This is a genomic window from Actinosynnema sp. NPDC023794, assembly GCF_040639675.1.
Lineage (GTDB): Bacteria > Actinomycetota > Actinomycetes > Mycobacteriales > Pseudonocardiaceae > Actinosynnema > Actinosynnema luteola.
Window position 1 is genome coordinate 186,959 of record NZ_JBFAFR010000009.1, and the last position, 14,588, is coordinate 201,546.

A 14,588-nucleotide genomic window follows, 5' to 3' on the forward strand; every position below is an offset into this window, starting at 1 on the left:
CAGTCCCTTGACAAGTGCGCGCGAGTTCCCGAATCCTCCGCTGGGCCACACGTTTTGGTCGTCCGCGAAAAAACCCTTGTCACCCGAGGAAGGTTCGCCCGTGAACCACACCCGAGTCCTGCGGTCGGTAGGCGTCGGCGTCGCCGCGCTGGCGTTGGTCGCGGCCTGCGGCACGCCGCCGCCCAAGGACGGCGCCGCGAGCGACACCCCCGCGGCGACCGCGAAGTCCGCCGCCGAGTTCGGCGGGTTCGACAAGCTCGTCGAGGCCGCCAAGGAGGAGGGCAGGCTCAACGTCATCGCGCTGCCGCCGGACTGGGCCAACTACGGCGAGATGATCAAGGCGTTCGAGGCCGAGTACGGCATCGAGGTCGACTCCGCGCAGCCCGACGCGTCCAGCCAGGACGAGATCAACGCCGCCAAGCAGCTCAAGGGCGGCGACCGCGCGCCGGACGTGTTCGACCTCGGCCTGACCGTGGCGCTCGCCAACAAGGACCTGTTCGCGCCCTACCAGGTGCGGACGTGGGCCGACATCGCCGACGAGCTGAAGGAGCCGTCCGGGCTCTACTACGGCGACTACGGCGGCTTCATGTCCATCGGCTACGACGCCGCGAAGGTGCCCGCGCCGACCTCGGTCAAGGACCTGCTCAAGCCCGAGTACCAGGGCAAGGTCGCGCTCAACGGCGACCCGACGCAGGCGGGCGCCGCGTTCTCCGGCGTGGTGATGGCCGCGCTGGGCAACGGCGGCTCGGCCGACGACATCGCGCCCGGCGTGGAGTTCTTCAAGCAGCTCAAGGCCGCGGGCAACTTCCTGCCGGTCGACCCGTCGCCCGCGACCATCGAGTCCGGCCAGACGCCCGTCGTGATCGACTGGGACTACACCAACGCCGCGCAGACCGCGAAGCTCGCGGGCAAGGTCGACTGGAAGGTCGTCGTCCCGGCGGACGCGCAGGTCGGTGGCTACTACAACCAGGCGATCAACAAGGACGCGCCGCACCCGGCCGCCGCACGCCTGTGGCAGGAGTTCCTGTACTCCGACAAGGGCCAGAACATCTTCCTCAAGGGCCTGTCGCGGCCCGTGCGGATGGACGCGATGGCCAAGTCCGGCACGGTCGACGCGGACGCGGCGGCGAAGCTGCCGGAGACGTCCGGCGCGCGGGTGTTCCCCACCCAGGAGCAGTCGGACAAGGCCAAGCAGGTGCTGGCCTCGACGTGGGCGCAGGCGGTGGGCTGACCGGTGGTCGCACCCGTCACGACCGGGGTCGGGGGAGCCGATCGGGCCTCTCCCGGCCGCGGGCCCGGTCGGAGCCTGCCGGCGTGGCTCGTCGTGGTGCCGTTCCTGGCCTACGTCGGCACGTTCCTGGTGTACCCGACCGCGCTGGTGCTGGCCGGGGCGTTCCAGGACTCGGACGGCTCGTTCACGCTCGACAACCTGGCCGACCTGACCCGCGGCGTGTACCTGCAGGCGTTCCTGCGCAGCGTGGAGCTGTCCGCCATCACCGCTCTGCTCGGCGCGGTGCTCGGCGGGCTGCTGTCGTGGGCCGTGGCGGTCGGCGAGCCGGAAGGCCCGCTGCGCCGCGTGGTGGTGGCCGGCGCGGGTGTGCTCGCCCAGTTCGGCGGCGTGCCGCTGGCGTTCGCTTTCCTGGCCACGATCGGCTTCCAGGGCTTCGTCACGCAGTTCCTGCGCGACTCGTTCGACGTCGACCTGTTCGCCGGCGGAGCGTGGCTGTTCGAGCTGCCCGGCCTGACCCTGGTCTACACGGTCTTCCAGATCCCGTTGATGGTCATCGTGTTCCTGCCCGCGCTGGACGGCCTGCGCCCGCAGTGGCGTGAGGCGGTGGCCGGCCTCGGCGGCTCGTCGTGGACCTACTGGCGGCACGTCGGCGGCCCGATCCTGCTGCCCGCGTTCCTCGGCGCGCTGTTGTTGCTGTTCGCCAACGCGTTCTCCGCCTACGCCACGGCGGCGGCGCTGGTGTCGCAGGGCAGCCCGATCGTGCCGCTGCAGATCCGGGGCTTCCTGACCGGCGAGGTGCTGCTGGGCCAGGAGAACCTGGGCAAGGCGCTCGGCCTGGGCATGGTCGTGGTGGTCGGCGTGGCGATGGGCCTGTACGCGCTGCTGCAACGGAGGTTCGCCCGATGGCAGCGGTGACCAAGCCGTCCAGGTCGACCGGGAGCGCGGTGGCCCGGTTCGTGATCCTGCTGGTGCTCGGGGCCTTCTTCCTGCTGCCGCTGGTCGCGATGGCGGAGTTCTCCACGCGCGGCGCGGGCGGCACGCGCAGCCTCGCGTCGTGGGCGGCGATCGTGGACGACCCGGACCTGGTCGAGGCGATCCTGGTGTCGGTGCAGCTCGCGGTGACCAGTTCGCTGGTCATGCTGGCGCTGCTGGTGCCGACGATGACGTGGATCAGGCTGCGGCTGCCCGCGCTGCGCCGGCTGGTGGAGTTCCTGTGCCTGCTGCCGGTGGCGATCCCGGCGATCGTGCTGGTGGTGGGCATGGCGCCGCTGTACGCGTGGGTGAACTACTTCCTCGGCGACTCGCCGTTGACGCTGACGTTCGCCTACGCGGTGCTGGTGCTGCCGTTCGCCTACCGGGCGATCGACGCGGGCCTGTCCGCCATCGACCTGAAGACGCTGGCGGAAGCGGCACGCGGCCTCGGCGCGTCCTGGGGCACGGTGCTGCTGCGGGTCGTGGTGCCCAACATCCGCACCGCGCTGCTCGGCGCGTCGCTGCTGTCGGTGGCGTTGGTGCTCGGCGAGTTCACCATCGCGTCGCTGCTGAACTTCGACACCTTGCAGGTGCGGGTCAACCTGCTCGGCAAGCGCGACGCGGGCGTGTCGATCGCCGTCTCGCTGCTGAGCCTGCTGTTCGCGTTCGCGCTGCTGTTGCTGCTCTCGTTCGTCGGCAGGCGACGGCGGGGCGCCGCCGTCGAGGAAGGCTGATCATGGGGTACCTGCGACTGGACGGGCTGCGCAAGTCGTTCGGCGGCCAGAGCGCGCTCGACGGGCTCGACCTGGAACTCGCCGAGGGCGAGCTGGTCAGCCTGCTCGGGCCGAGCGGCTGCGGCAAGACGACCGCGTTGCGCATCGTCGCCGGGTTCGAGACGGCCGACTCGGGCACGGTCCTGGTGGACGGCCGCGACATCACCCACGTGCCCGCGAACAAGCGGGACATGGGCATGGTGTTCCAGTCCTACAGCCTGTTCCCGAACATGACCGTGACGCAGAACGTGGCGTTCGGGCCGCGGCTGCGCAAGGCGCCGGACCGGGCCGGACGGGTCGCCGAGCTGCTGGAGCTGGTCGGGCTCGCCCACCTGGGCGGGCGGTACCCGCACCAGCTGTCCGGCGGCCAGCAGCAACGCGTGGCGCTGGCCCGTGCGCTGGCGATCCGGCCGCGGGTGCTGCTGCTGGACGAGCCGCTGTCCGCGCTGGACGCCAAGGTGCGGGTGAACCTGCGTGACGAGATCCGGCGGATCCAGACCGAGCTGGGCATGACCACCTTGTTCGTCACGCACGACCAGGAAGAGGCGTTGGCCGTCTCCGACCGGGTTGGCGTCATGTCGGAGGGCAGGCTGGAGCAGCTCGACACGCCGGCGGTCGTGTACCGGGAGCCCGCGTCGGCGTTCGTGGCGCGGTTCGTCGGCGTGACCAACGCGGTGCACGGCGTCGCCGAGGCCGGTGGCGTGCGGCTGGGCGCGTTCCGGCTGGCCACCGAGGCGGTCGGCGGGCTGACCGGCGAGGTGGAGGTGATCGTGCGGCCGGAGGACATCGGCATCGCGCCGCACGGTGGCCAGGCCGACGGCGCGTTGACCGGCAGCGTGCTCACGCAGAGCTTCCTCGGACCGGTGACGAGGCTGTCCGTGCGGCTCGACGGCGGCGACCAGGTCGTGCGGGTCGACCAGCCGTCCAGCCGTGCGACCGACTTCCCGCCCGGCACGACCGTCGCGCTCGACCTCGGGGCAGGCAGGCTCATGGTGGTCGCGGCCTGACGACGCGGTCGCGTCGGTGATCCCGGCCGGCGCGGCGCTACGGTCGCCGCAATTTCGTCAACCTGAGCCGTTCGTCGTCGGACAAGGCCGAATCGGTCAGAACGCGCACCCCGTGGGCGCCGATCGGCTGACCGTTCACGGAAGTCACCCAATTGGTCGGCACATCGGTGAACAAGGTGACCTCCGGCGTGTCGGTGAAATGGCCGTAACCCAACACCGTCGACCGGCTCACGCTCGGACCGTTGAGCACCACGTAATCCTGGTCGGCCAGGGTCGGGTCGGCGGCCCACGGCACCTCGTCGCCGAGCGTCCAGCCGCCGACGCCGCCGTAGCGCAGCAGGAACGTGCGGGCGTGGTCGATGGTGACCACGTAGTGGTGCTCGCGGTCCGGGTCGACGGGCACGGGTGTCCGCGTGAAGTTCAGGCCGTAGGACACGCCGGTCGCGCGCACGGTGCGGGAGAACGCCGCCAGGTCGCCGCCGCCGGTGCTGATCGCCCGCGACAGCGCCGACCACGCGCCGGTGGCCGTCTGGTTCGGCAGGCGAGCGCCCGGCCACGGGTCGCGAATGGTCATGCCGCCCCAGATGAGGCGCACGGCAGGGGCCGGCCAGACATTGTCGCGCTCACCCCGGTAGAGGGTCATGTCCGGCATGGGAATACTCCTCGCGAGGAATTCGTGAAGAGGAATCGGTTTCGATCCTACGCGGCGTAGGGGCGAACGCGGACGAATTCACCGGCAAGGAGTATCGGGCCGTGGGAATGCGGTGTGTTAAGCGGTGTTAAAAGGCGTATATGCAGAGTGCGTGCCGCTGGGCGAGCGAAGGGCCCGCCGCTGGTGCGCGGCGGGCCCTCCTGGTGTCACGACGGTCGGACCGTCCGGGCTAGCGCGGGAACAGGTCCCGGTACGAGCCCTGCGTCTGCACGTTCAACTCGCCGACCCGGACGAGCTTCGCCGTCGCCGTCCGCGGGTCGCGGATGTCGAGCACGTCGAGGCCCTTGGCCATGTCGTTCGAGAAGATGTAGCCGTTGTAGTAGTACGCCGACCACGAGCCGCCGCCCGCGCCGTTGGGCAGCGGACCGCGCTCGAACCAGCCGATCTCCTTGGGGTTGCGGGAGTCGGTGAAGTCCCAGACCGAGATGCCGCCCTGGTACCACGCCTGCACCATGATGTCGCGGCCCTGGACGGGGATCAGCGAGCCGTTGTGCGCCACGCAGTTCTCCGTGTCGCCCTGGGTCCGGGAGATCTTGTAGTACGAGCGGAACTCCAGCTCGCGGTCGTCACCACGACCGGTGATGTCGTAGATGCCGTCCGCGCCGCGGGTCGGGCCGATCTTCTCGTTGCAGGTCGGCGCGCCGCCGCCACCGAGCTCGTCGGTGAAGACGACCTTGGTGCCCTCGTTGTTGAAGGTGGCCGAGTGCCAGAACGCGAAGTTCACGTTGTCCTGGACGCGGCTGATCTCGCGGGGCTTCTCCCGGTCGGAGATGTCCCACAGCACGCCGTCACCCATGCAGGCGCCGGCCGCGAGGTCCTTCGACGGGTACACGGTGATGTCGTGGCAGCCCGAGGTGGCGCGGACGTAGCCCTCCTCGATCGTGCCGTCACGGCCGGGGTTGCCGCCGTCCGGGAACAGCACGGTCTCCGACAGCACGGAGGCCGACGCGGGGTCCTTCAGCGGCACCTTGACGATGCTGATCAGGTCGTGCGGCGTCTTGCAGTCGGGGAAGGTGTCGTTGGGGCCGTACGACGAGACGTACAGGTAGGCGTTCTTGCCCTTCTTGTCCGGCACCAGCGTGTGCGTGTGCGAACCGCACTTGGTCTCGACCGCGGCGACGTACTTCGGGTTCTTCTTGTCGCTGATGTCGAAGATCTTGATGCCCTCCCACGCGTCCTTGTTGGTCGCGGAGAGCGGCGTGCTGGCGCAGGAGTTGTCGCTGCGCGACGAGTCGGTGGACAGGAAGAGCAGGTTGTCCTTGACCGAGATGTCGTTCTGCGAGCCCGGGCACCACACCGTGCTCGTGATGGACGGCTTGCGCGGGTTGCGCACGTCGTAGATCACGAAGCCGTCGTAGTTGCCGCTGAACGCGTAGCCGTTCTGGAACGCCAGGTCGGACCACGTGGACGAGGCGGTGAACGGCGCCGGCTTCGGCAGGTTCGCCAGGTGCTTGAAGTTGCGGCTGTTGCGGATCTCGTCGACGCCGGGGATGCCGGCGGCCGGCTGCTCCTGGCTCGACAGCTGGGTCTCGGACAGTCCGGCCAGGTCGGCGTCGTCCGGCGCGGCGGTCGCCTGAGGCGCCCAGGCCACGACCGACAGGCTCAGCGCGAACGCCCCCAAGACCGCGGCCGGCGTTCTGCGTCGGCGGGCCAAATCGCGTACTTCCACTTCAGGTTCCCCTTCCAACCCACTGCAGGGCCCGCAGTATCACCCCTTCGCATGGCTAAGGACCAGACCCGATCGTCGGAAAGTTTCTCCGCTTCCGACCGGTGGAACGGCCGGGTACGTTGACGGCCGACCGGAGGTTCTAGGGGGTAGCGGGATGCGGATGGTGTTCGTCGCGGTGTTGGTGGCCGTCCTCGCGGGCTGTACGTCCCAGGCGGACGACCAGCCTCCGATCATTGCGCCGCAGGGGCCGGGCGAGCAAGCGAAAACCCTGGCGCCGGAGGATTTCGGCACGGATCGGTGGGTCGCGCCGAGCGAGGCGGACCTGAAGTACGTCGCCGGCATGATCGTCCACCACAAGCAGGCGCTGGAGATGACCGCGCTGGCGCCGGAACGCGCGCAGCACGAGACGGTGCGCGGCCTGGCGTCGCGGATCCACGACACGCAGGGCCCGGAGATCGCGGCGATGGAGCAGTGGCAGCGGCAGTACGCGGAGAACGCGCCCGCGCACGGCCACCGCGCCGAGCTGCCGGAGGTCGACCACGGCTCGATGCCCGGCATGGCCACCGACGAGCAGATGGCCGCCCTGAAGGCCGCCCGCGGCGCGGACTTCGACCGGCTCTTCCTCCAGCTGATGATCGCCCACCACGAGGGCGCCGTGCGGATGGCGGTCGAGGTGCTGTCCTCGGGCAGCGACGTGCGGGTCGAGGAGATGGCCAATGACGTCTCGGTCTCCCAGACCGACGAGATCGAGCGGATGAAAACGATCACGATCCCGTGACCGCGATCAGGGGCTGAGCAGCAGGTCTTCCGACGGTTGGAAGGTCTCCACCGCGTTGCCCGTCACGTGGCGGGCGATGCCGGCGTTGCGCCGGTGGGCTGCCTTGAAGGAGTCCGACGCGACCCAGGCGTGGAAGTCGTCCTCGGTGTCGAACTCGTTGACCGACACGTATGGCTGGTCAGGGCGGGTGGGGCGCAGCAGCGTGCTGCGACGCAGGCCGGGCACGCCGGGCAGGTGCTCGCGCATGTTGCTCCGGAAGCGCGCCTCGAACTCCTCGGCGCGTTCGGCGGGGACGAACAAGCGGTTGGTCGCGATGAACACCCGACACCTCCGTGGTTCCCGACGCTGTGTAGGGAACTATTCCAACGGCGCGTAGGTAAGGCAAGGGCTAGGATCTGGCGAGTGCCCAGGATCAGCGCCGACACGCTCGCGGAGCACCGCGCGAACCGGCTGCGGGACCTGCTGGACGCGGGGCGCGACATCGTGGCCTCGGAGGGCGCGGACGCGCTGACCCTCGCGTCGCTGGCCCGTCGCGTCGGTCTGTCGCGGCCGAGCCTGTACGAGTACTTCCGCTCCCGCGAGGAGCTGGTCGCCGCGATCGTGTCCGACGAGCTGCCCGAGTGGGGGCGCAGGCTGGCCGAGGCGGTGCGCTCGGCCGAGGGCGTCGAGGCCAAGGTCGAGGCCTACCTCCGCACCGAGCTGGAGATCATCGCCGACGGCAGCCACAGCGCCGTCGTCGCCCTCTCCGCGCACGCGCTGCCCGACGCCGCCCGCACCGCGATCCGCGCCGAGCACGACAAGCTCCTCGCCCCCTTGGTGGACGTCCTCACCGAAGCCGGCGTCCCCTCACCGGCGCTGCGCGCCGTCCTGGTCCACGGCGCCGTCGAGGCCGCCGCCCGCACCCTCCGCCCGGGCGACACCCCCCACAACACCACCGTCGTCACCGCCCTCGTCACCCAGATCCTCCACGGCCTCCACCCCTGACCTCGCGCGCGTCGAACCCCCAGACCGCGAGAGTCCTACGTTCCGCACGCGAGAGTCCTACGTTCAGGACCCCTGAGTTCAACGCTCAGGCGCACCCCGAGGGCGGATCAGGGTGGTCTACGGGAAGATCAACCGATCGGTTGATGCCAGGTGTGGCCCGCCGTGTGATCCGGTCGAACGCCCGGCCGACGACGCTCATGGCATGGCAATCATCGAGGTGGTCGACCTCGTCAAGACCTACGACCGGAAGGTCGCGGTGGACGGTGTCTCGTTCTCCGTCGACGAGGGGGAGATCTTCGGGATCCTCGGCCCGAACGGGGCCGGGAAGACCACGACCGTCGAGTGCGTGGAGGGCCTGCGCTCGCCGGACGGCGGCACGATCCGGGTGGACGGGCTGGACCCGCGACGTGACCGGGCGGAGCTGCGCACCCGGCTCGGCGTCCAGCTCCAGCAGAGCGAGCTGCCCGACCGCATCCGGGTCGGCGAGGCCCTGGACCTGTACGCGTCGTTCTACCGCGACCCGGCCGACTGGCGCGAGCTGCTGGCACGCCTGGGCCTGGCCGATCGCGCCAAGACCGAGTACCGCAAGCTCTCCGGCGGCCAGAAGCAGCGCGTCTCCATCGCGTTGGCGCTGATCGGCAAGCCCAAGGTCGCCGTGCTGGACGAGCTCACCACGGGCCTCGACCCGCAGGCGCGCCGCGACACGTGGAGCCTGGTCGAGCAGGTCCGCGACGCCGGCGTCACGGTCGTCCTGGTCACCCACTTCATGGAAGAGGCCGAGCGGCTGTGCGACCGGATCGCCGTGATCGACGCGGGCAAGCTGGTCGCGGTCGACAGCCCCGCCGGCCTCGTGTCCCGCGTGGACGGTGAACAGCGGGTCCGGTTCCGGCCGACCGCGCCGCTGGACGTGGCGCTGCTCGAAGAGCTGCCCGAGGTCTCGAATGTCGAGCAGCGCGGTCCGCAGCTCGTCGTGACCGGCACGGGCAACCTGCTGCACGCCGTCACGTCCGTCCTCGCCCGCAACCAGATCGTCGCCGCCGACCTGCGCATCGAGCAGGCCGGCCTGGACGACGCCTTCATCCGCCTCACCGGCCGCGCGCTCACGGAGTAGCACAATGCTGAAGATCGTCAACACCGAGTGGAAGCTGTTCCTGCGCGAGCCGAGCATGGTCGTGTTCGCGGTCCTCTTCCCGACCATCCTGCTGCTGGTGCTCGGCGCGATCCCCGCGTTGCGCACCCCCGACCCGAACTTCGGCAACCAGCGGTTCATCGACGCCTTCATGTCGTCGCTGGTCGTGACCACGCTGGCGTTCCTCGGCCTGAACAAGCTGCCCGCCACGGTCGCCACCTACCGCGAGAAGGGCGTGCTGCGCCGCTTCTCCACCACCCCGGTCCACCCGGCGCGCCTGCTGGTGGCGCAGGTGCTCGTCAACCTGATCGCGGGCGTGATCTCGATCGTGCTGCTCGTGGTCGTGTCCCGGGCGGTGTTCGACATCGACCTGCCGCACCACCCGCTCTGGTTCCTGGTGACGTTCCTGCTGGGCATGCTGTCGCTGTCGGCCATCGGTCTGCTGGTCGCGGCCTGGGCGCCGAACGCGCGGTCCGCCGGCGGGTGGGCGACCGTGGTGTTCATGCTGGTCATGTTCTTCGGCGGCGTGTACCTGCCCCGGTTCCTGCTGCCGGACTTCCTCAACACCATCGGCGCGTACCTGCCGCCGGGCGTCGAGGCGTTGCAGCAGTCGTGGCTGGGCGTCGCCCCGGACCCGGTCCACCTCGGCGTGCTGGCGCTGGTCACGCTGGTGGCGGGTACCGTCGCGGCGAGGTCGTTCCGCTGGGAGTAGGGGTGCGCGCGATGGACGTGCTGGACACGTGGGAACGGCGGCTGAACGTCGCCGGGCACGCCATCCCGTACTTCGTGCTGGTGCTGACGACCGTCATGTACCTGGTGGTCGGGACGGACAGCGGGCCGACCACGGCGGTCAACGTGGGCATCGCGGCGGCGACCGGCCTGTGGATGCTGTGGTGGCACACCCTGCACCCGGGCTGGCGCTCCCGGACCGGTCTGATGGCGCTGTTCTTCGTCGGGATCCTGGTCTCGTACGCGTTGCTGGGGCTGCGCGACCCGATGTTCGGGTTCTTCTCCTTCGCCGGGTACATCTACGCCGTCGAGGTGCTGCCCGGCCGGTGGAAGCTCGTCGGGGTGTCGGCCACCGGTGTCCTCGCGGCGACGTCGCTCTACGGCGGCTTCCCGCCGGCGGAGCTCGGCCCGATCGTGGTGTACCTGATCATCGTCGTGTTCATCGTGATCATCGCCTGCACGTTCACCACGTTCGGCCACATCACCTCCGAGCAGTCCCGGCGCCGCAAGGAGATGGTCGCCGAGATGGCGGCGATGATGCAGGAGAACGCCGGCCTGCACGCCCAGTTGCTGATCCAGGCGCACGAGGCGGGCGTGCTGGACGAGCGGCAGCGGCTCGCGCGGGAGATCCACGACACCCTCGCCCAGGGCTTCGCCGGCATCATCACGCAGCTCCAGGCGGACGAGGACCCGCCGCGGCACGTCGAGACGGCGTTGCGGCTGGCGCGGGAGAACCTGGCCGAGGCCCGTCGCTCGGTGCACGCCCTGCGCCCGCCCGCGCTGGTGGACGCGAACCTGCCGGACGCGTTGGCCGAGGTCGCGGCGGGGTGGACGGACCAGACCGGTGTGACGGCGTCGATCAGCACGACGGGCGCGGCACGGCCGCTGCACCCCGAGGTGGAGGTGACGTTGCTGCGTGCCGCGCAGGAGGCGTTGTCGAACGTCGCCAAGCACGCGCGCGCGTCGCGGGTCGGGTTGACGTTGTCGTACATGGAGGACGTGGTGACGTTGGACGTGCGGGACGACGGCGCGGGGTTCGACCCGGAGGTGAAGACCGACGGGTTCGGGCTGGTCGGCATGCGCCAGCGGGTGTCACGCCTGGCCGGCGCGCTGGTCGTGGAGTCCGAGCCGGGCGGCGGCACGGCGGTGTCCGCGTCGGTGCCCGCGATCCCCGCCGAGGTGGCGCCGTGATCCGCGTGGTGATCGTGGACGACCACCCCGTCGTGCGCGACGGGCTGCGCGGGATGCTCGCGAGCGCCGGTGACGTGGACGTGGTGGGTGAGGCGGCGGACGGCGCGGAGGCGGTCACCGTGGTGCGCGCCCTGCGGCCGGACGTCGTGCTGATGGACCTGCGGATGCCCGGCGTGGACGGCGTCACGGCCATAGAGCGGCTGCGCGGCTGCCCGACCAGGGTGCTGGTGCTGACGACGTACGACACGGACAGCGACGTGCTGCCCGCGATCAAGGCCGGTGCCACGGGGTACCTCTTGAAGGACACGCCACGTGACGAGCTGTTCCGGGCGGTGCGCTCGGCGGCCAGGGGAGAGGCGGTGCTGTCACCGTCCGTGGCCACCCGGCTCGTGGGTCAGGTGCGGCAGCCGATGGCGGAGCCGTTGAGCGACCGCGAGGTGGAGGTGCTCGGGCTGATCGCCCAAGGGTGCACGAACCGCGAGGCGGCGGCGAAGCTCTTCATCAGCGAGGCGACCGTGAAGACGCACCTGGTGCACGTCTACACCAAGTTGGGCGTGAAGGACCGCGCCGCCGCCGTCGCGGTGGCCTACGAGCGGGGCCTGCTGGGGGCCTGAACCGTCGCCAGGTACGCACGCCAATCACCGATCCGGGTGATGTCCGTCAGCTCCGGGCTGTCGAGGCAGGCGTCCCGCAGCACGGTGGCCAACGCGGCGCCGCCGTCGGCCAGCTCGATCACGCCGATCTCCAACTCCGACGGCTCGGCGGGCAGCAGGTGGTCGCGCAGCACGGCCAGCGGCACGTCGTACACCTCGCCCACCACGTGGCCCGAACCGGAGGCGTGCATCGCGGGGAACCGGTCGCCCACGGAGAAGTAGCGGTAGCGGGGCGCACTGCGCGCCACGCACAGCAGCGGCGTCCCCTGCAACTGGTGGTGCAGCGGGCCGCCGCGCATGCCGCCGCCGTTGAGGAAGATCAACGCCATCGTGGGCCTCCTTGTGGATCGGGATGTAGGTCCGGCCGCCGGGAACTTGTCCACAGTCGCGAAGACAGCTCGGGCATCGCGCACCGTGGCGTGATACTCCAGAGACTTCCTAGTAGAGCCACGGCCGAGGCGAAGTCGACGGCACCGAACCGGCCATCGCGGAGCCGTTCCCCAGGACGCCACAAAGCAGTTGTCCACAACCGAGGAAGGAGTTGCTGCGAACGTCGGGAATTCCGCCGAACCTGTGCCCATGGCCGACGACCTCGTCAACACCACCGGACGCCCTTCGACCGTGAGACCGGCCGGGAACGGCCCGGTCCACTCCAGCACCGAAATGGCCGACACGCGCACGACACACTCCCTAACGCAGGACGGCGGTGAACCCCTCGACCCCGAAGTACAGGACGAACAGCAGCGCGATCACGGTCATCAGCCGGCCGACCGACCGCCACTGGCCCTTGCAGGTCTTGATCACCACGTAGGACACGAGACCCGCGCCGATGCCGTTGGTGATCGAGTAGGTGAACGGGATCACGGCTGCCGTGAGGAACACCGGGATCGTGTAATCCGCGTCGTCCCAGGGGATCCGCCGGCACTGCGCCATCATCAGACCGCCGATCACCACGAGTGCCGGTGCGGCGGCCTGCGCGGGGACCACCGCCGCGAGCGGGGTGAAGAGCAGGGTGGCGGCGAGCATCGCACCGGTCACCACGCTCGCCAGACCGGTCCGGGCGCCTTCGCCGACGCCCGCGGCCGATTCGAGGAACACCGTGTTGGGCGACGACCCGGTGACACCGCCCGCGACCGCGCCGAACCCGTCGACCAGCAGGATCCGGCCCATGCCAGGCACCTTGCCGTCCCGGGTGAGCCCGGCCTCGTCGGAGACGGACGTGATGGTGCCCATGGCGTCGAAGAACCCGGACAGCACCAGCGTGAACAGGAACACCGTCGCGGTGATCGCGCCCGCCGAGGCGAACCCGCCGAACAGGTCCACCTCGCCGAACAGCCCGAAGTCCGGCGCGGCCACCACCGAGTCCGGGACGTCGGGCGTCACCAGACCCCACCCGGGCACGTCGAACACCGCGTTCACGACCACGGCCAGCACGGTGGCCGCCGCGATGCTGATCAGCACCGCGCCGGGCACGCCGCGTGCCATCAGCACGATCATCAGCAGCAGGCCGAGGCAGAACACCGCGATCGGCCAGCCGACCAGGTGGCCGTCCAGTCCCATTCGGACCGGCACGGTGGAGCCGGCCGCGTCCGGCGTCCTGGTCACGAACCCGGCGCTGACCAGGCCGACCAACGCGATGTAGAGACCGATGCCGATGGTGATGGCGGTCTTCAGCGGCGCGGGGATGGCGTTGATGATCCGTTCCCGCACCCCGGAGGCGGCCAGCACGACGATGCACAGGCCCTCCAGCACCACGAGCCCGAACGCCTGCGCCCAGGTCATGGTCGGCGCGAGCTGGAAGGCCACCACGCCGTTCACCCCGAGCCCCGCGGCCAGCGCCAGCGGCGCGTTGCCGACGACACCCATGAGGATCGTCATCACGCCCGCGGCCAGCGCGGTCGCCGTGGTGACCTGTTCGACGGTGAGGCGGGCGCCGGTGATGTCGGCCGAGGCGCCCAGGATCAGCGGGTTGAGCAGCACGATGTACGACATCGCCACGAAGGTGGTGACACCGCCGCGCACTTCCCGGCCGAGGGTGCTGCCGCGTGCGCTGACGCGGAAGAACCGGTCGAGTCGTGTGGTCCGCGTGGGGATGTCATCGCTGAGCCGGGTCATGACGCCCTTCCCATGCCGGTGGGCGCGTTCGGCGGGGCGCAGCCGAACGCGTTCGAGTCGGTGTTCTCGGTGCTCCGGTCAGCACCAGCGGCTCGTGGCCGCGCCGAGGTCCGTCGCCTGCTCCGGTTCCGCCTTCGGGGTTTGCTCCGGCTAGTAGTCGACGCGGTCGGTCCTGGACAGCCACGCGGTGAACGGAGCGGTGTCCTCGCCCGTGGTGGTCTGGTGGACCGGCAGGCTCCACGTCTCGCGCGGCCGGCCGAACAGCTCGTAGAACTCGCGGTCGTCGAACCCGGCCGCGGCGGCGTCGTGCCGGTCCGCGGCGTAGACGACCCGGTCCACCCGCGCCCACAGCGCCGCGGACAGGCACAGCGGGCACGGCTCGCAGGAGGACACGAGCACGCAGCCGGTGAGCCGGAAGTCGCCGACGACCCGGCACGCCGCCCGGATGGCGACCACCTCGGCGTGCGCGGTCGGGTCGAGCGTCGTGGTGACCTGGTTGGTGCCGGTCGCGATCACCTCGCCGGCTCGGATGATCACCGCGCCGAACGGGCCGCCGCCGGCGGCGACGTTGCGGGTGGCGAGGTCGATCGACTCGCGCAGCCAGGCGTGGTCGGGGGACACGGACGTGGTCATGGGGTGCTCCTC

General features: G+C 70.6%; 16 protein-coding genes. 10 read left to right on the forward strand and 6 right to left on the reverse strand.

Features of this window, described 5'->3' with window-relative positions; translation table 11 throughout:
* Positions 1 to 100: 100 nt before the first annotated feature.
* The 4 genes from AB0H12_RS21150 to AB0H12_RS21165 are packed head-to-tail and all read left to right on the forward strand — an operon-like array spanning position 101 to position 3,983.
* On the forward strand, positions 101 to 1,231 hold the full coding sequence (locus AB0H12_RS21150) for an ABC transporter substrate-binding protein (protein ID WP_499624574.1): 1,131 nt from the start codon (positions 101 to 103) through the stop codon (positions 1,229 to 1,231).
* 3 nt (positions 1,232 to 1,234) lie between these two features.
* Positions 1,235 to 2,146: an ABC transporter permease gene (locus AB0H12_RS21155; protein WP_499624575.1), complete on the forward strand. Its 912-nt coding sequence runs from the start codon at positions 1,235 to 1,237 to the stop codon at positions 2,144 to 2,146.
* The gene (locus AB0H12_RS21160) at positions 2,134 to 2,937 is read left to right on the forward strand and encodes an ABC transporter permease (protein ID WP_499624576.1); all 804 of its coding nucleotides are present in this window, start codon (positions 2,134 to 2,136) and stop codon (positions 2,935 to 2,937) included. The genes AB0H12_RS21155 and AB0H12_RS21160 overlap by 13 nt, the downstream gene beginning before the upstream one ends.
* Positions 2,938 to 2,939: 2 nt before the next feature.
* The gene (locus AB0H12_RS21165) at positions 2,940 to 3,983 is read left to right on the forward strand and encodes an ABC transporter ATP-binding protein (RefSeq protein ID WP_499624577.1); all 1,044 of its coding nucleotides are present in this window, start codon (positions 2,940 to 2,942) and stop codon (positions 3,981 to 3,983) included.
* A gap of 37 nt (positions 3,984 to 4,020) precedes the next feature.
* Here the strand turns inward: AB0H12_RS21165 and AB0H12_RS21170 are convergent, their stop codons facing one another.
* Both AB0H12_RS21170 and AB0H12_RS21175 read right to left on the reverse strand, forming a co-directional pair.
* Complete coding sequence (locus AB0H12_RS21170; RefSeq protein WP_499624578.1) at positions 4,021 to 4,635, reverse strand: hypothetical protein; 615 nt, start codon at positions 4,633 to 4,635, stop codon at positions 4,021 to 4,023.
* A gap of 229 nt (positions 4,636 to 4,864) precedes the next feature.
* Positions 4,865 to 6,295 (reverse strand): LVIVD repeat-containing protein, encoded by a 1,431-nt coding sequence (locus AB0H12_RS21175; RefSeq protein WP_499624644.1) that lies wholly within the window; start codon positions 6,293 to 6,295, stop codon positions 4,865 to 4,867.
* 223 nt (positions 6,296 to 6,518) lie between these two features.
* Between AB0H12_RS21175 and AB0H12_RS21180 the strand changes: the two genes are divergently transcribed.
* Positions 6,519 to 7,142 (forward strand): DUF305 domain-containing protein, encoded by a 624-nt coding sequence (locus tag AB0H12_RS21180; RefSeq protein ID WP_499624579.1) that lies wholly within the window; start codon positions 6,519 to 6,521, stop codon positions 7,140 to 7,142.
* Positions 7,143 to 7,148: 6 nt separating this feature from the next.
* Here AB0H12_RS21180 and AB0H12_RS21185 read toward each other — a convergent pair whose 3' ends face one another.
* Positions 7,149 to 7,463, reverse strand: coding sequence for an antibiotic biosynthesis monooxygenase family protein (locus AB0H12_RS21185; RefSeq protein WP_499624580.1), 315 nt, complete (start codon positions 7,461 to 7,463; stop codon positions 7,149 to 7,151).
* An 81-nt stretch (positions 7,464 to 7,544) separates the two neighbouring features.
* On the opposite strand from AB0H12_RS21185, the gene AB0H12_RS21190 reads away from it, so the two are divergent.
* The 5 genes from AB0H12_RS21190 to AB0H12_RS21210 all read left to right on the forward strand — a co-directional run bounded on the left by AB0H12_RS21190 (position 7,545) and on the right by AB0H12_RS21210 (position 11,789).
* Complete coding sequence (locus tag AB0H12_RS21190; RefSeq protein WP_499624581.1) at positions 7,545 to 8,126, forward strand: TetR/AcrR family transcriptional regulator; 582 nt, start codon at positions 7,545 to 7,547, stop codon at positions 8,124 to 8,126.
* Positions 8,127 to 8,328: 202 nt separating this feature from the next.
* Complete coding sequence (locus tag AB0H12_RS21195; RefSeq protein ID WP_499624582.1) at positions 8,329 to 9,237, forward strand: ABC transporter ATP-binding protein; 909 nt, start codon at positions 8,329 to 8,331, stop codon at positions 9,235 to 9,237.
* Positions 9,238 to 9,241: 4 nt separating this feature from the next.
* Entirely contained in the window at positions 9,242 to 9,967 is a 726-nt protein-coding gene (locus AB0H12_RS21200; RefSeq protein WP_499624583.1) for an ABC transporter permease, read from the forward strand.
* Positions 9,968 to 9,978: 11 nt separating this feature from the next.
* On the forward strand, positions 9,979 to 11,175 hold the full coding sequence (locus AB0H12_RS21205) for a sensor histidine kinase (protein WP_499624584.1): 1,197 nt from the start codon (positions 9,979 to 9,981) through the stop codon (positions 11,173 to 11,175).
* Positions 11,172 to 11,789, forward strand: a complete 618-nt coding sequence (locus AB0H12_RS21210; RefSeq protein ID WP_499624585.1) for a response regulator — start codon at positions 11,172 to 11,174, stop codon at positions 11,787 to 11,789. The genes AB0H12_RS21205 and AB0H12_RS21210 overlap by 4 nt, the downstream gene beginning before the upstream one ends.
* On the opposite strand, the gene AB0H12_RS21215 is transcribed toward AB0H12_RS21210, so the two are convergent.
* The 3 genes from AB0H12_RS21215 to AB0H12_RS21225 all read right to left on the reverse strand — a co-directional run bounded on the left by AB0H12_RS21215 (position 11,762) and on the right by AB0H12_RS21225 (position 14,576).
* Entirely contained in the window at positions 11,762 to 12,157 is a 396-nt protein-coding gene (locus AB0H12_RS21215; protein ID WP_499624586.1) for an allophanate hydrolase-related protein, read from the reverse strand. The genes AB0H12_RS21210 and AB0H12_RS21215 overlap by 28 nt on opposite strands.
* A 361-nt stretch (positions 12,158 to 12,518) precedes the next feature.
* Positions 12,519 to 13,943 carry an NCS2 family permease gene (locus AB0H12_RS21220; protein ID WP_499624587.1) on the reverse strand — a complete coding sequence of 475 codons (1,425 nt, stop codon included), beginning with the start codon at positions 13,941 to 13,943 and terminating at the stop codon, positions 12,519 to 12,521.
* Positions 13,944 to 14,093: 150 nt separating this feature from the next.
* A complete protein-coding gene (locus tag AB0H12_RS21225) occupies positions 14,094 to 14,576 on the reverse strand; it encodes a nucleoside deaminase (RefSeq protein ID WP_499624588.1) in 483 nt (160 codons plus the stop codon).
* Positions 14,577 to 14,588: the final 12 nt, after the last annotated feature.

What these genes read in the sequence shown, in the direction of transcription:
- AB0H12_RS21160 (WP_499624576.1), top strand. Translation starts at nt 2,134, where the DNA reads ATGGCAGCGGTGACCAAGCCGTCCAGGTCGACCGGGAGCGCGGTGGCC.
- AB0H12_RS21165 (WP_499624577.1), top strand. Translation starts at nt 2,940, where the DNA reads ATGGGGTACCTGCGACTGGACGGGCTGCGCAAGTCGTTCGGCGGCCAG.
- AB0H12_RS21170 (WP_499624578.1), bottom strand. Translation starts at nt 4,635, where the DNA reads ATGCCGGACATGACCCTCTACCGGGGTGAGCGCGACAATGTCTGGCCG.
- AB0H12_RS21180 (WP_499624579.1), top strand. Translation starts at nt 6,519, where the DNA reads ATGCGGATGGTGTTCGTCGCGGTGTTGGTGGCCGTCCTCGCGGGCTGT.
- AB0H12_RS21195 (WP_499624582.1), top strand. Translation starts at nt 8,329, where the DNA reads ATGGCAATCATCGAGGTGGTCGACCTCGTCAAGACCTACGACCGGAAG.
- AB0H12_RS21200 (WP_499624583.1), top strand. Translation starts at nt 9,242, where the DNA reads ATGCTGAAGATCGTCAACACCGAGTGGAAGCTGTTCCTGCGCGAGCCG.
- AB0H12_RS21205 (WP_499624584.1), top strand. Translation starts at nt 9,979, where the DNA reads ATGGACGTGCTGGACACGTGGGAACGGCGGCTGAACGTCGCCGGGCAC.
- AB0H12_RS21215 (WP_499624586.1), bottom strand. Translation starts at nt 12,157, where the DNA reads ATGGCGTTGATCTTCCTCAACGGCGGCGGCATGCGCGGCGGCCCGCTG.
- AB0H12_RS21220 (WP_499624587.1), bottom strand. Translation starts at nt 13,943, where the DNA reads ATGACCCGGCTCAGCGATGACATCCCCACGCGGACCACACGACTCGAC.
- AB0H12_RS21225 (WP_499624588.1), bottom strand. Translation starts at nt 14,576, where the DNA reads ATGACCACGTCCGTGTCCCCCGACCACGCCTGGCTGCGCGAGTCGATC.